We start from the raw sequence: 15418 nt of genomic DNA on the forward strand, positions 1-15418 counted from the left end.
CAGGTATGAAGAACTCGCCCTCATGGCAGGCGACGTGAACACTGTACCGTCTCGCGGTTTGGTTAGAGGCTCGAAACAATCCGAACGTCAGGTCGAGGGGGTCCCATCATCGGCCTACGATCTGGTGGCAGTGCCCAACGACATCGCGCATCCTCGAACGAAGCACCTCACCAGCGACTTCCCGGTGGTGGGGATCCTCGGCGACGTCGCGACCCGAATCGACAGCGATCTCGTTCCGGTACCGGGTGCGCGGGCGCAGGCCCTGCTGGTGGCCTTGGCGCTGGTGCCGGGGCGCATGCGGTCGGCGCAGGTCCTCATCGACGAGGTGTGGCAGGACGAGCCTCCCCGTTCGCCGAAGAACGCTCTGCAGACGCAGATCTCTCGGCTGCGTTCTGTGTTGCCCACGGGCGTTCTCGAGAGCGATCGCGGCGGCTATCGGTTGGCTCTCGATACCGAGGAGACCGACCTCGGCCGCGCGCGTGTCCTCACCCGTGCGGCCGAGGCTCGACTCGCTTCTGCGCAGTGGCAGGACGCCCTCGACGGCGCGCTCGACGCCCTGATCCTGTGGCGAGGGGAGCCGCCGGAATCTGTCCGAGTACAGGCCGAACTGCTCGAGGCGGCGCTCAGGTCCGTACAGATCTCGGCGCTACTGGGGTTGCGCCGTTTCGATGACGCAATCCCGCTCGCACAGGCGAGAGTCGCCGCAGATCCAAGCGACGAACTCGCCACCGCCGACCTCATGCGTGCAATGCACGGCGCAGGCAGATCCAACGATGCCCTGACGGTGTTCGTGGCGTTGCGAACCGAACTCGCCGAACGTCTGGGAACCGACCCGTCGCCGGCCGTGACCGCGGTGAACACCGAAATTCTGGGACAGACCGCACCGAAGATGCTGCAGATCATCGGTCTGCGCGCCGCACCGAACGCACTCATCGGACGAGGCGACGACGTCGACGCGATCGAGGAACTGCTCGGCAGTTCTCGTGTCGTCACCGTCCTCGGTCCCGGCGGTGCGGGTAAGACGCGGATCGCACACGAGCTCGGTCGCCGCGCTGCGGCTCACATGTCGGTGGCGTTCGTCGAACTGGCTTCGCTGCGCAGCGAGGAGGATGTCGCGTCGGCGATCGGAGCGACCCTCGGGCTCTCCGAGGCCGACGTCAAGGTCGGTGGTCTTCAGGTCACCCGGATCCATTCGATTCGGGAACGACTGGTCGATGTCTTCTCGACGCGGCGAGGATTGCTGATTCTCGACAATTGCGAGCACGTGATCGACGAGGTCGCGGTGGTGGTCGACGCCCTGGTGGCGTCGACCGACGCGGTGACGGTGCTGGCGACGTCGCGTTCCCCGATGGGGATCACGGCCGAGTCGGTCTTCCCACTGCCGTCGTTGGGTGTCACCGGCTCGAATTCGCCTGCGACGGAACTGTTCTGCATCAGGGTGCGGGCGGTCCGGCCGTCGGCGCGCCTCGAACCCGACGCCGTGGCCCGACTGTGCCGTACGTTGGACGGCTTGCCGTTGGCGATCGAACTGGCTGCGGCGCGGGTCAAGTCGATGAGCGTCGAGGAGATCGACGCGAGGCTCGACCGTCGCTTCACGCTGCTGCGATCGGCGGATCGAACCAGGCCGGAACGGCATCGGACGTTGCATGCCGTCATCGACTGGAGCTGGAATCTGCTCGACGCCACCGAGCAGGCGGCGCTGCGTCGACTGTGTCGATTTCCGGCGGGATTCGATCTCGACGCCGCGAGGCAGGTGGCGCAATGGGCTGCAGTGGAAGATGTTTCGGTTGCGCTCGACGGTCTGGTGAATCAGTCCATGCTCAGCGTTGTCGAGACGCCGATCGGTATTCGGTACCACATGCTCGAGACAGTGCGCGAGTACGGCGAGGAGCAACTCGACGCCAGTGGCGAGGCCGGAGCCGTCGCAGTTCGGCTGCGCGAGTGGTCGACATCGGTCGCGGTTCGAGTATCCGCCGGCTACTCCGGTGGGCACCCGGCCGAGATGGTCGCGCTCATGGAAGCCGAACACGACAACCTGCTGTCGGTGATGAGACATTCGTTCGGGCAACAGTTCTCGGACAACGTGTGCACGTTGTTCTCGGTACTGGGCTATTTCTGGGCCATGCGTGGGGCGCATTCGGAGGTGCTCAACTGGGCAGACAGAGTGCAGGCCAGCATGCGTGACGGGATGCTCGGCACGCCCGACGACAATGCCGCGATGGCCCTGCTGGTGCTGGCGGCGCACTACGCCTACGGCGGAAATCTGCGTCGGATAGCTCGCATCAGGGTGGACCTCCGGCACCTGCTGCACAGTCGGGCGGGGATGTCGCCGGGGCTGCGCTTCAACTCGGAGGTTCTGGTTCACCACGCCGGGGGTCGGGGTGTGGCCCGCAAGCTGGCCCTTGCCATTCGATCCGAACACGACGACGTTCGCTGCAACGCGTACGTCGTTCGCTCGATGCTGGCTCAGAACTCGGGTCGCCTGTACGAGTCGATCCGAGACGGCGAGCAGGCGCTCGTCATCGCACGGCGTCGGGGAGACCTGTGGGCCGTCGGCTCGACAGCGCAGACGCTGGCCAGCTCGTACGGGCTGTCGGGCGACTACGCACGGGCCGTGGAGTACTACCGAATCTCGGCCGACGTCATGTGGGAGATGCACGCTTTCGAGGAGAGCGTGCAGACGCGCACTTTTCTTGCGATGGCGTTGATCGGGGCCGGTCGTGTCGACGAGGGACGCGGATTGATCGACGAGTTGGAAGCCGTGGCGCACGGGCAGGAGATCACCCTCGATCCACCCTCGGACAACGACATCGGTGCCCGCTGGGATCGCGCTCAGCAGCGGTCGAGTTCCGCGTCGCTGACGGCGGCGCGGGCTGCGGCGGATCTCGAGGACGGTGCCGTCGAGCAGGGTCTCGAGGGTTTTCGCGGAGCCTTGGCGTTGGGTGGTTGGCCGTCGGAGGATCCGAGTGATCCGTTCATGACCATTCTGGTGTGTGCAGCCGTCGGTGCGCACGTTCTGCACAGTCGTGCCGAGGACGTGTCCGATGCAGTGGCGGCGTTGACGCGCAAGCCGTGGAATGTATTGGTGCCGGGCGGTTTCTACGACATCCCGATGCTCGGCGCGGTTGCGTGTGCGGTGGGTTCGTTCGAGATTCACAGGGGAGACCGGGCATTGGGGGTGCAGTTGTCGGCGGTGTCGAAGAAGGCGGTGGGTCGGCAGGACTTCCCGACGATGCAGATCGATCGGCATCTGAGAGCGGCCCGAGCGATTGCCGGTGACCGCGAGGTCGATGCCGGGCTCGCTCGGGCCGCTGAATTCACCAGAAATGGTGCGCTGCAAGAGATTCTGCGGTTGCTCGCGCTGGTCTAGGCCTTGCGCATGTACATTCTGACGGTCAGTGGGGCGAAGATCGCGACGATGACTGCGGCTCCGACGAGTGAGTACACGACGTGAATACCGAAGTGCCCGTTGTTCGCCAGCTCTCGGACCGCCGTCACCAGGTGTGAGACGGGATTGACATCGGCGAAGGCGCGCAGCCAGCTCGGCATCGTGCTGGTGTCGACGAAGGCGTTGGACAGGAACGTCAGTGGGAACAACACCAGCATCGAGATGCCCTGGACCGAGGAGGCTTTGCTCATCAGGGTGCCCAGGAGCGCGAAGATCCAGCTGATCGCCCAGGCGCAGAACATCACCAGCAGCACCGCCCCGAGGAGACCGAGTGCTCCGCCCGCCGGGTGATAGCCCATCGCGAATCCGGTGAGAAAGCAGACGACCGCGGCGATGAGATAGCGGATGACGTCGGCCATCAATGCGCCTGCAAGCGGGGAGATTCGAGCGATCGGGAGTGATCGGAAGCGGTCGAAGACACCCTTGTCCATGTCTTCTCGCAGCTGGGTGCCGGTGACGACGGAACCGGTGATGACTGTCTGGACAAGAATTCCCGGCACGATCATCGGTAGGTAGGAGCTCACGTCTCCGGCGATCGCGCCGCCGAAGATGTAGCTGAACATCAACGTGAAGATGATCGGAAGCAACACCACATCGGTGAGTTGTTCCGGATTGTGGCGGAGCTTGAGCAGTCCGCGATATCCCATCGTGGCGGACTGTGCGGCGGTGCGGGCCAGGCCGATGTGTCGCACGACAGGTCGGTCGGCGGGGTCGATGTACGTCGACGCTCGTGGCGTGAGAGTGGTTGTCATGCTGCGTCCTCGTCTGCGTTCTTGCCGGTGAGAGTCAGGAAGACCTCGTCCAGGCTGGGTTTGGTGACGGTGATTTCAGTGACGTCGATTCCGAAGTCGCGCAGTCGAATCAAGATGTCGGGGGTCATCGACGTGTCGGTCATCGGTGCGGTGAGACGAGCAGACTCGGGGCTGACGGACACCTCGACGCCCAGCTGCTCGGCAACCAACACTCGGGCGTCGTCGATCCGGTGTCGGTCGGTCAGAGTCAGTGCGAGAGCGGATGTACCCACCGACGACTTGAGCCCGTCGGCGGTGTCGTCGGCGATGACGCGGCCGTGGTCGATGACGGCGATTCGATCGCACAGTTGGTCGGCCTCGTCCAGATACTGGGTGGTGAGAAGGACGGTCGAGCCCTCGGCGACGAGGCGTCGGATGGTGTCCCACATCTGCGCTCGGGTGCGGGGGTCGAGCCCGGTGGTCGGCTCGTCGAGAAACAGCAGCGGTGGTGCCGAGATGAGGCTCGCTGCCAGATCGAGGCGTCGACGCATGCCGCCGGAGAACATCTTCAACGGTCTCGACGCCGCCTCGGTCAGCCCGAATTCCTCGAGGAGTTCGACGGCCTTGGCTTTGCTCTCGCGGCGACCGAGCCCGAGTAGGCGGGAGAAGACGACGAGATTCTCGGTCGCGGTGAGGTCCTCGTCGACCGATGCGTACTGGCCGGTGACGCCGACGAGCGACCGGACGGCGGTGGCGTCGGCGACGACATCGTGGCCGAAGACGCGGGCCGAGCCTCCGTCGGGTCTCAGAAGAGTGGCGAGCATGCTCACCGTTGTGGTCTTGCCCGCGCCGTTCGGTCCGAGGACGCCGTACACCGCCCCGGTGGGAACGGTCAGGCTGACGCCGTCGACTGCGCGGTGCTTACCGAATGTCTTGACGAGGTTCTGGGCCTCGATTGCTGGTGTGGTCATGGGGCCAACGATCGCCCCGGGCGCTTGCACGACGCGTACGTCGCGCTTGCGTCCGCTGTCCGGCCAGGTCAGAGTGGGAGTGAGGTCTCCGTGAGGCCGACGCCACCGGTGCCGCGTAGCTTTCTGAACCATTCGGTGCCGAACGCGGTGGCGAGGTCCTCCAGAGGCATCTGCAGAAACGGTCCGAAGTCGCCGACCTGTGTTTCGTGGGCTTCCATTGCTGCCCGTTTGGCGTCCATCACGCTGGACACGTCGACCACCGTCGTGATCTCGGTTTCCGGCAGACCGAACGTCTCCATGTCCGGCGGTGACGCTTCCTCGCCCCAGTGCGGATTGGCCTCCATCAACTTGCGCATGTGATCGCGGTTGGTGGTGGTCTCGTAGACGAATGGGGTCTCGGCGATCTCGGTCGCGCGCTTGCCGACGACGTGAACCTGGATGTGGTCCGGATGACCGTAGCCACCGTTCGGGTCGTAGATGGTCACGACATCGGCGTGCTCCTCGCGGAGGACGTCGGCCAGGCGTTGGGCTGCGGTGTCGACGTCGACGTTGCAGAACGCGTCCGGGTTCGCGTTCTCCGGAGTACCGGCCATTCCGGAATCGGCGTAGTGCAGCCGCACGATTCGGGAGACTCCGAGAACAGCGGCCGAACGATCCAGCTCGACGCGTCTGCGCTCGGCCAGTGTCTCGCCGTCGGTGAGGATTCCGTCGGGGTACTCGCCGAGGGCACCGTCGGTGGCGGTGACCAGGACGACGCGGTGGCCTGCGTCGGCTGCGAGACGCATCACGCCACCGGTGCCGAACACTTCGTCGTCGGGATGTGCGTGGAAGCAGACCAGAACACTCATGTGGTGAATGCTTGCATGTCGAAGAGGGTGCGGCCCAGTCGGCGGGCAAATACGATCTGCGGATGACCACACAGCGGTCGGCCGCGATTCGTTCTCATTGGCAGGATTCACGGGCGGATCGGTACTGCCGCGCACTGCATCCAGTCGGGATTTTCTTTGCTCTGGTGTTCTTCGCGCTGTCGATGACTCCGTCACTGCTGCCCAGAGCCTGGTATCTGCAGGCGGTTGCCACGGGAATCAGCGTCGCGATCGGATACGGCGTCGGATGCCTCATCGCGTGGGTGGTTCGGATCTGTGGGGTGTCACCGAACTGGTCCGAGCAGTGGCGTCGCCGCGGGTGGTGGGCGTTGGCCGTTGCCGCGGCGGTGGCGATTCCGCTGTTCCTGATCTTGGGGTCGTGGTGGCAGCAGATCGTCCGCAAGCTCGTCGGTGTCGAGGATCCAGGCAGGCCGCTGTACATCGCGGTGCTGGTGGTTTCCGTGGTGGTTGCAGTGGCCGTGCTGGCGTTGGGTCGTCTGCTGCGGCGGGCATCTCAGGCGTTGACGCGGTGGGGCAAGCAGTACGTCCCGAAGCCGGTCGCGAGGATCGCCAGCGTGGTCGTCGTAGCCCTGTTGGTGGTGTTCGCCGTCAACGGCGCGTTGATTCGCGGCATCGTGGCGGTCGCGGAGAGTTCGGCCTCGACTGCAGACCGCGGCAACCACGAGGGCGTCGAGAAGCCCACCGCGGCCGAGCTGTCGGGTTCGGACGCGTCCAACGAGGAGTGGGATTCCCTGGGGCAGGAGGGCAGACGCTTCGTCGTGTCCGGGGTATCGCCGGACGAGATCAGTGAGTTCACCGGAAGGCCTGCGGTGCAACCGATCCGTGCCTACGCGGGCGTGGAGTCCGCGGACACCGTCGAGGGCGTGGCCGAGCGAGTGGTGGCAGAACTCGAACGCACGGGTGCGTTCTCCCGCGCTGTACTGGGCGTCGCGACCACCACCGGACGGGGGTGGGTGAACGAGAACGTCGCTCGCCCTTTGGAATACCTGTACGACGGCAATTCGGCGATTGCGTCGATGCAGTACTCGTTCCTGCCGAGCCCGATGGCGTTTCTGGCCGACCGCCAGACTCCACAGGATGCCGGACGGGCTCTCTTCGAGGCGGTGTACGAGGTGTGGAGCGAGCTCCCCGAGGATTCGCGACCGAAGCTGGTGCTGTTCGGCGAGAGCCTCGGTGCCTACGGCGGACAGGATGCGTTCAGCGGCGCGCAGGACATGATCGCGCGCATCGACGGTGCCCTGTGGGTCGGTAATCCCAACTTCACGCCTCAGTGGGCGCGCATCACCGGTGGGCGCGACGCCGGATCCCGCGAGATCCTGCCTGTCATCGACGGCGGCGAGCACGTTCGTTTCGCCAGCTCGTCCGGTGACCTCGACATCGGCGGGCAATGGGACGAGCCCCGAATCGTGTACTGGCAGCACGCATCCGATCCCATCGTGTGGTGGTCTCCGGATCTGATACTGAACCGGCCCGACTGGCTACGAGAAACCCGTGGTGCCGACGTCGATCCAGGCGTGCAGTGGTTCCCGTTCGTGACCTTCTGGCAGTTGACGTTCGATCAGGTGTTCTCCACCGACGTCGACGACGGCCACGGCCACAGCTACGGAGCCGACGCGGTGAACATGTGGGCAGACATCCTCCAGCCGCCGGGCTGGACGGACGCGGACGTCGAACGGTTGTACGAGGAAATGGCGGGCTGAGGCGTCGGCCGATCGGTTGTCCGCCCACCCACCTCCGCCGCAAACGCGCGCGCATTTGCCGAATGCGCGCAGTTTCGCGACCTGTTCGTGGGCTGTTCCGCGCGCACCTGACAAACGCGCGCGCATTCGTGCGTGAGACAGTGCACCCCATGCCGCCTGCCTCTGCCGGTCGACCCAACGCCGACGACGACCTGTCGACGGTTCTCGAGCTCGAGCGAGAGCTGCAGACTGCGGAATGTCGACGCGATCGCGAGAGGCTGGCCCGTCTGCTCGCCGACGACTTCACCGAGGTCGGAGCCTCGGGCACGATCTGGGACAAGTCGTCGATACTCGACCTGCTCGGCAGCGAAATCTCCGTCGAGATCGAGGTGATCGAACCGACCGGACGGGTGATCGGCCCAGGTTATCTGCTGCTGCAGTGGATTTCGAAAACTAGGCAGATGCGCGCTCGCCGAACCTCGCTGTGGCGGCGTACGGACACCGGATGGGAACTGGTGCACCATCAAGGCACGCCGCTCGCGTGACCACTCCGGCGCAAACGCGCGCGCGTTTGCTGAACGCGCGCAGTTTCGCCACCTGTTCGCGGACTATTCCGCGCGCACCTGACGAACGCGCGCGCGTTTGCCGCAAACCGGGGGACTTCCGAGCAGCGGCCTGCTCAGCGCTTCCCCAGCATTGCCCGCAATTCTGCTCGATTCAGTTTTCCCGGCCCTCGGGTCGGCAGTGAGTCGAGGAGAAACAACTCTCGTGGCGCGGCCGTGACGTCCAACGACGATGCGACGTGAGAGCGCAACTCTGCCAACGTCACCGGCGCAGAGGCGACCACTGCGACCACCACTTTCTGCCCCAGTCGCTCGTCGGGCAATCCCACGACGGCGCATTCGAGTATCGCAGGATGTGTGATCAGTGCTGCCTCGACGACCTGAGGGACGACGGTCAACCCACCGGTCGAGATTGCCTCGTCGAGTCGCCCCGAGATGCTCAGTACCCCGTCGACGATGGTTCCGGCGTCGTCGGTGCGGAACCACCCCGGTTCGGCGAAGGCCGGATGATCGGGTAGACCGCGGTATCCCGAGGCCAGAGTTCGTCCACCCAACACGACCCTGCCGTCGTCGATGCGTACGACGGTACTGTGCAGCGGAACTCCGTCGTACACGCAGCCGCCGGCGGTTTCGCTCATGCCGTACGTTCGAACCACGCGGATCCCTGCAGCATGTGCCTTCTCCCGCAACGGAATCGGCGTTGCCGCCCCGCCCAACAACACAGCATCGAGCGAGGCCAACGCAGCCACGGCCTCGGGATTCTCGAATACCTTCACCAATTGGCCGGGAACCAGTGACGTGTAGCGCAGGGGCCCCGACATCCGGCCCACCGATTCGATCAGGGCGACCGGGTCGAAACCGCGGGACACATCCATGATCACCGGCGAGGTTCCGGCGAGCACACTGCGCAGCAGCACCTGCATTCCGGCGATGTGGTGCGCGGGCAACGCCAGCAGCCACGACCCCGGTCCGCCGAGTCGTTCCTCGGTGGCCGTCGCCGACGCCACCAGTGCAGACGCGGGGAGCATGGCGCCCTTGGGAATTCCCGTCGTACCCGATGTCGCGACGACCAGGGCGACGCCGTCGTCGATGGGGGTACCCGGTGCCAGGGCGTCGTGCAGGCGGTGAATCTCGCGAGGATCGTCGGCGGGGACGGGAAGCAGGGCCGGGCCGTCGCCGGCGAGCATGCGGCTCAGCCGCGGCATGATGTCCGCCGCTGTCGGTCCCGACGGAATGGAAACGCTCTCGAGCACGGACTCGAGGTTAGTCCGTGCGGCGGAGGGTGAACGGGTCGGCCAGGGGCCACCCGCCGGCGGCGAGGTTCGCGCGCACTCGATTGATGTCCTCGTCGCGGGGCATCTCGTTGGTGACCTTGGTGATGGTGACCGAGATGCCGGCCTTGTCCGCAGGCAGCCGACCGTCGGCGATGAGGGCGTCCATCACCGACTGCACTTCGTCGTCGGACAGTCGCCGAGTCAGGAGTGCAAGGAGGGGAACGTAGTCCGCCTCGGGTACCCCGTCGGGATACCCGCCGCGAAGCCAACCGACGATCGAGTGGAGGAAAGACGGGACCGACATGGACTACAGGGAAGCCGGATCTGCCAGAGGCCATCCACCTGCTGCGAGACGCGCCGAGACGCGCGCGATGTCCTCGGTCGTCGGCTCGGCGTCGATCTGGTCTCGGATGTACGTGGCGATCTCGTCGTGCGAGATAGCCCCGTCGTCGAGTGCTCCGTTGGCGGGGGAGACCAACTCGAGCACGATCTCCTGTACCTGGGTGTCGGTCAATGCGGCGCGGCGCAACAGAGCGACGAGCGGGAAGCGGTCCTTGGGCGGGACGCCCTCGGGGTAGCCCGCCCGAAGCCATTGGAGCACCGATGCCGGGAAGGCAGTCTTCGTTGAATCGGTCATGACGACAGGAGTCCTTTCTCGGGTCAGAAGACGGAGATGCCGAACGTGCTGTCGAGGAAGTTCTTCATGATGAAGAGAATCCCGGCCACGATGGCCACGACCACGACGGTGAAGCAGGCAATCGCGGCGGCGGTGGCCACGGCGGGGCGAGCAACTCGGGTGGTGCCTGCTGCCGCGGCATCGTCGGACGGCTCACCGACGGACAGTGCCTTGAGACCGAAAGCGAAGATCGCGGGCAGGCCTGCGCCCAGGAGCAGACCGACGAGAACAACCTGCCAGAGCGAATCGAGAGTGTGCTTCAGAGTGTCCATGAGTACTTCAGACCTTCACTGGAGAGTCGGTGGGCGCCGGAACGAGGCCGCCGTCCCATTCGGCGTTGACGTTGCCGGGATCGACGGGTTCGCGACGTGAGCGGATGTACATGAAGGCGGCGAGTGCGACGAGGATGGCGAACACCACGAGGATGCCGGGCAGCCCGCCGATCGTGTGGGCGAGCAACCAGCAGACGGCACCGACGATTCCGGCGAGCGGCAGGGTGATCACCCAGGCGACGGCCATACGGCCGGCGACGTTCCAGCGCACTGCGGCGCCCGGCTTTCCGAGTCCCGATCCGAGGATCGAGCCGGTGGCGACCTGCGTGGTCGACAGCGGAAGGCCGAGGTGGCTGGACGTCAGAATGATCGCGGCCGAGGACGCCTCGGCGGCCATGCCCTGCGGAGATGCGATTTCGACCAGGCCCTTGCCCAGGGTGCGGATCACGCGCCAGCCGCCGAGGTAGGTGCCGAGGGCGATCGCCAGCGCACAGGTGACCTTGACCCACAACGGCATCTCCGAGTCGGGGGTGACGGTGCCGTAGGCGACCAGGGCCAGGAAGATGACGCCCATCGTCTTCTGAGCGTCGTTCGTGCCGTGTGCGAGCGAGACGAGCGAGGCCGAACCGATCTGACCCCAACGGAATCCGCGCTCCTTGGACTTCTCGGGTACGGAGTTGGTGATGCGGTAGATGACCCACGTGCCGGCGGTGGCGACGAGGCCGGCCACGATCGGGGCGAGGACAGCGGGAAGGACGATTTTGCTCCAGACGCCGTCCCACACAACGCCGCTGGTGCCCAGACCGGCCATGGTGGCACCGATGAGGCCGCCGAACAGTGCGTGCGACGAGCTGGACGGAATGCCGAGCAGCCAGGTCGCGAGGTTCCACAGGATGCCGCCGACGAGGCCGGCGAAGATGATGGTCAGTAGAGCTTGACCGCCGGTGTCGCCGAGATTGACGACGCCCTTCGCGACGGTGGCTGCTACCTCGACGGACAGGAATGCGCCGACCAGGTTGAGGACAGCGGACAGGGTGACCGCAACCTTGGGCTTCAGTGCCCCCGTTGCGATCGACGTCGCCATGGCGTTGGCGGTGTCGTGGAAACCGTTGGTGAAGTCGAAGGCCAGTGCAGTCACGACCACGACGAGAAGTACGAGGAATTCAGCGCTCACGGTGGAAAGTGTGGGACACGAACGACGTTTCGAGGAAATTTCTTGCGAAGTGTTCTTCTTGGGCACCTCGAAGTCGTGTTGCGTTCATCTTCCGTTCACATTTTTGCCTTATATGTCCCATTCTGCTGTGGCGTGGCGCACGGCTCTCGTCTTCGCGGATCGAGTCGCTGTGGAACAGTGGAACATCGTGAAGGGATCGGGCATGGACGACGCGGTGTGGGCGGCTCTGTCGTACTTCGATTCCGTCGATCCTGCGCTCGCCGCCGACGCGCGACTGGGGTGGGACGGTCTGGTGGACGTGTCCCCGCCCGCTGGCCCGACGCAACATTCCGTGCAGACCTTCCTGTGGGTGTATCTGCGTCACGCGGCCGAGGGGCCGGATCGCGCGGTCGATATCGCCCGCGCGCTCGGCGACCTACTCGACCGGCTCGGACGCGTCGGATACGCGGAGATTGCCCGAAGCGCCGTCACCGAGGAGCTCGTGCGAACACCCGACGACGCCGCATGGTTGCAGCGCTATCGCGCCGCCACCGAACAATCGGGCATCGGTGCCGTCGATACCGAGCTCGTCACCTGGCAGGACGCACCGGCCGGCGTCGAGCGGGCCATCGTCGAAAAGATCGGCGAGACACTGGAAGTGGCGACCATCGCCGGCGAGTTCGAGCCGTCGAAGCCCGGTGGTCGACCGCTCGGAGCCAACGCGCAGGCCATGCGTCGTCGCGGAGTCACCGATGCTGTGCTGACGTCCGATCGAGGCAAGGACGACTCCGAGGCCGTCCTGCTCGAGCAGCTTCTCGACCACCGCATCGAGTTGTGGAGCAATTACAGCGCACCGCGAGCAGAGCTCTATCTGGGGCTGCGCGAGACGTTGCACGAGGCCGCCCGGCCTGTGTACGGCTGTGTGCGCAGGCTCGAGAGCTTCATCGGCTGCATCGGGGACGGCGTCGCGTTGACCGACGCAGGGTATCTGCCGGACGAGCTGGTGGCGAGCATCGCGACCACGGTGTTTCCTCCGGCCGAACGTCCCATGCACATCGGCCGCGAACTCGACACGGAGAAGGTACTGATTGTCCGACGCCTCCTGATGAGGGTGCGTCTGCTGCGTCGTTCCGCCGGGCGGTTGGTACCGACGGCCCGAACTCGACAGCTCAGCTCCGACGGGCTCTGGCGCGTGCTCACCGCAGGCATCGTCGGAACCGAATACCATCCGGACACGATTGCCGCCGAGGTCGTACTGGCGCGCATGATCGTCGGTCACGATGTCGCCGACGTGGAAGCGACAGCAGACGACCTCGCGCGTCTGCTGCGAGCCGAGGGATGGACCCATTCCGGCGAGGAGCCCGTTGCCGAGCACGCCGAGCCGCTCGCTCGGACGCTGGTGGCCGAACTGAGCGCGCTCGGTGCGTTCGAGGTGCCGGAACCGGGTCACGTGTCCGGATCGCAGACCTCCGGTTCGGTCGCGACCGACGAAGGCAAGCGACTCGCCGCAGCGGTACTGCGGCATCGGCTCCTGCACACGCGCTATCCGTCGTTGTGACCGCTCGCGGACGGGCTATCGGTCGAAACTGCCGATGTGGCACGGTTAAGCTCACTTGGATCCGGTTCCAGAATGGGCCCGGCTGTACGTTGCGAGGTGATGCCGGTGGACGGTGAGGTCGCGGACACCGCGCGCTCCCAGTCTCGCCGGCAGAGTGACTCCGCTCGTCGATACCTCGATGTCGAGGCGACGACGCCTGCTCTGCGCTCGACAGTCGAATTCGCCGCACGCAGCGTCGGATTCGCCATAGCCCAACTCAACGTGCTCGACGAAGACACTCAGTACACGCTGGTGAACGTCGGTGGACCGCCGGTGTCCACGGTCGTGCGCGCCGACACCCTCTGCGACGACGTGGTGCGCTCCGGCGAACCAGCAGTCGTGGCGCACGGCCGAGTCCACGCCACCACCCGGCAGCGCGCCATCCTCGACGACAACGGCATCGCGTCCTACGCGTCGGTTCCGCTGCGCGGGCGAGAGGGCCTGGTGATCGGTACCCTCTGCCTGCTCGATCGCACGCCGCGCCCGCTGTCGGGCGAGCAGATGCAGGAACTCGAACAGTTCGCGTCGGTACTCGAGGAGCAGCTCGACCTGCATCGCCGCGTCGGATCGGGCGTCATCCGGCTCGGTAGCGACAACGACATCGCCGACTCCATCGCCGACGGTCACATCGTCCCCTGGTTCCAGTCGATCGTGGATCTGCGGACGGAGGAGATCGTCGGCTTCGAGGCGTTGGCGCGTTGGCACCACCCCACCCGCGGGATGGTGGTGCCCGCGGATTTCGTACCGTTCGCCGAGGCCAGCGAACTGATCATCGACGTCGACCTGAGTGTTCTCGCGCAGGCCGCCGCCGAGATGAAGAAGTGGCACGTTCATCGTCCTGACCTGCGGCTGACCGTCAACATCTCGGGACGCCACCTCGCGCATCCCGACGGTGTCAGTCAGCTGCAGCGTGCCATCGCGTCCTCCGGGGTGTCGCCGTCGTCGATCTCGCTCGAGCTCACCGAGACCACTGCCGTGACACCGGGGCCGCTGCTGCGCAGGCACATCGACGATGTGCATCGGCTGGGCTTTCGGGTGCTGCTCGACGATTTCGGTTCGGGCTGGTCATCACTCGAACGACTGGTGACGCTGCAGCCCGACGGCATCAAGATCGACGGGCACCTGACGCGATTCATCGACACCGTGGCCGGACGGGCGATGATCAAGTCGCTGGCCGGCGTGGCGAAGGACCTCGATCTGACGATGATCGTCGAAGGCATCGAGAGCCGCGAACAGGCCGACGCTGCGCTCGAGCTCGGCTGCACTCTGGCTCAGGGGTATCTGTGGTCGCGGCCGCAGTCTGCAACGGCGGTGCTACGTGCGATTGCCGACGACGCGTCGAAGCGCTAGCGGTTGTCGCGCCGAAGCGGGTGATCCTGCGGAATCTGCACCAGCACGATGGGAATCGCGTCCGGATCCTCGATCCACATCTCGATCAGACCCCACGGCTCCGTCCGGGCCTCACGCACGATCTCGATGCCGGCGGCCTCTAATTCCTCTGTAGCAGAATCGAGATCACGTACCTGCAACCACAGAGCGCCGGAGAACGAACCCGATTCGTCGCCGCGATGGTGCGCGGCGATCTCGAGCAGACCCTGACCCGCGAAGAACACCGTCCCGCCGGGGTATTCGCGACACACCGCCAACGAGAGACCGTCACGGTAGAACTCGAGAGTCCTCTGGTAATCGACCGGCCGGAGAATTGTCCGAGAAGCGAGGATGTCCACACCGCATGGATACCACGATCACCCACAGTCTTCCCGCATACTCCACTCGCGAAGGCCCACCATCGAAATCCATCGCACTGCGGTGCATGCCGCTGCACGTGCTCCAGTCGCGAAACAGTATTCGTGGCCGTCCCCGAATTAAACGAATTACCTTGTTCTTTCGCGGAATACAGGCGCACCCGCCACCAAGGCATTCCGGGTTCACCTGTGGCGGCGCTGGAGAGGGTGATCTCGAGGCAGAATCTCTGCAGTGAGGGCGGATATCGCGGCTCGGGCGTGCGTGGTGCCGTCACCACCGGTCGCGGTGTGGGCGCTGATCACCGCCAGGAGTAGATCGGCGGTGAGCCCAGGGTCGCGCCGTGGCGACTCGGACGAGGCGGTCAGGGCGTTCACCAGAGCTCTGTTGCAGCGGTTTTCGAGTGGCCGTGCGTGCGCGACGG

General features: G+C 65.6%; 14 protein-coding genes. 5 read left to right on the forward strand and 9 right to left on the reverse strand.

The genetic code is table 11. The features are described from left to right. The first annotated feature begins 124 nt into the window (after window positions 1–124). A complete protein-coding gene (locus CH295_RS15025) occupies window positions 125–3370 on the forward strand; it encodes an ATP-binding protein (RefSeq protein WP_170945916.1) in 3246 nt (1081 codons plus the stop codon). Here the strand turns inward: CH295_RS15025 and CH295_RS15030 are convergent. The 3 genes from CH295_RS15030 to CH295_RS15040 form a co-directional block, all read right to left on the reverse strand. Further along, window positions 3367–4200, reverse strand: a complete 834-nt coding sequence (locus CH295_RS15030; RefSeq protein WP_094632720.1) for an ABC transporter permease — start codon at window positions 4198–4200, stop codon at window positions 3367–3369. The two genes, CH295_RS15025 and CH295_RS15030, sit on opposite strands and share 4 nt — an antisense overlap. After that, complete coding sequence (locus CH295_RS15035) at window positions 4197–5150, reverse strand: daunorubicin resistance protein DrrA family ABC transporter ATP-binding protein (protein WP_037187039.1); 954 nt, start codon at window positions 5148–5150, stop codon at window positions 4197–4199. The genes CH295_RS15030 and CH295_RS15035 overlap by 4 nt, the downstream gene beginning before the upstream one ends. A 68-nt stretch (window positions 5151–5218) precedes the next feature. Continuing rightward, on the reverse strand, window positions 5219–5998 hold the full coding sequence (locus tag CH295_RS15040; RefSeq protein ID WP_094741148.1) for a PIG-L family deacetylase: 780 nt from the start codon (window positions 5996–5998) through the stop codon (window positions 5219–5221). A gap of 62 nt (window positions 5999–6060) precedes the next feature. On the opposite strand from CH295_RS15040, the gene CH295_RS15045 reads away from it, so the two are divergent. Further along, complete coding sequence (locus tag CH295_RS15045; protein ID WP_212556175.1) at window positions 6061–7737, forward strand: alpha/beta hydrolase; 1677 nt, start codon at window positions 6061–6063, stop codon at window positions 7735–7737. Window positions 7738–7886: 149 nt separating this feature from the next. Continuing rightward, window positions 7887–8261, forward strand: coding sequence for a nuclear transport factor 2 family protein (locus CH295_RS15050; protein WP_094741149.1), 375 nt, complete (start codon window positions 7887–7889; stop codon window positions 8259–8261). A gap of 134 nt (window positions 8262–8395) precedes the next feature. Here the strand turns inward: CH295_RS15050 and menE are convergent, their stop codons facing one another. The 5 genes from menE to CH295_RS15075 are packed head-to-tail and all read right to left on the reverse strand — an operon-like array spanning window position 8396 to window position 11675. Next, window positions 8396–9484, reverse strand: coding sequence for an o-succinylbenzoate--CoA ligase (menE, locus tag CH295_RS15055; RefSeq protein WP_212556178.1), 1089 nt, complete (start codon window positions 9482–9484; stop codon window positions 8396–8398). A 58-nt stretch (window positions 9485–9542) separates the two neighbouring features. Further along, window positions 9543–9857 (reverse strand): DUF3349 domain-containing protein, encoded by a 315-nt coding sequence (locus CH295_RS15060; RefSeq protein WP_094631990.1) that lies wholly within the window; start codon window positions 9855–9857, stop codon window positions 9543–9545. Window positions 9858–9860: 3 nt separating this feature from the next. Beyond that, on the reverse strand, window positions 9861–10190 hold the full coding sequence (locus tag CH295_RS15065; protein ID WP_037187052.1) for a DUF3349 domain-containing protein: 330 nt from the start codon (window positions 10188–10190) through the stop codon (window positions 9861–9863). Window positions 10191–10213: 23 nt separating this feature from the next. Continuing rightward, window positions 10214–10501 carry a hypothetical protein gene (locus CH295_RS15070; RefSeq protein ID WP_037187055.1) on the reverse strand — a complete coding sequence of 96 codons (288 nt, stop codon included), beginning with the start codon at window positions 10499–10501 and terminating at the stop codon, window positions 10214–10216. Window positions 10502–10508: 7 nt separating this feature from the next. Further along, the gene (locus CH295_RS15075; protein WP_037187059.1) at window positions 10509–11675 is read right to left on the reverse strand and encodes an inorganic phosphate transporter; all 1167 of its coding nucleotides are present in this window, start codon (window positions 11673–11675) and stop codon (window positions 10509–10511) included. Window positions 11676–11802: 127 nt separating this feature from the next. Between CH295_RS15075 and CH295_RS15080 the strand changes: the two genes are divergently transcribed. Then, complete coding sequence (locus tag CH295_RS15080) at window positions 11803–13212, forward strand: hypothetical protein (RefSeq protein ID WP_252342051.1); 1410 nt, start codon at window positions 11803–11805, stop codon at window positions 13210–13212. Window positions 13213–13317: 105 nt separating this feature from the next. Beyond that, window positions 13318–14601, forward strand: a complete 1284-nt coding sequence (locus CH295_RS15085; protein WP_230596134.1) for a sensor domain-containing phosphodiesterase — start codon at window positions 13318–13320, stop codon at window positions 14599–14601. Here CH295_RS15085 and CH295_RS15090 read toward each other — a convergent pair. Beyond that, a complete protein-coding gene (locus tag CH295_RS15090; RefSeq protein WP_094741151.1) occupies window positions 14598–14978 on the reverse strand; it encodes a VOC family protein in 381 nt (126 codons plus the stop codon). The two genes, CH295_RS15085 and CH295_RS15090, sit on opposite strands and share 4 nt — an antisense overlap. Between the last annotated feature and the right edge of the window lie 440 nt (window positions 14979–15418).

Source organism: Rhodococcus sp. 14-2483-1-2, from assembly GCF_002259405.1.
Taxonomy (GTDB): domain Bacteria; phylum Actinomycetota; class Actinomycetes; order Mycobacteriales; family Mycobacteriaceae; genus Rhodococcoides.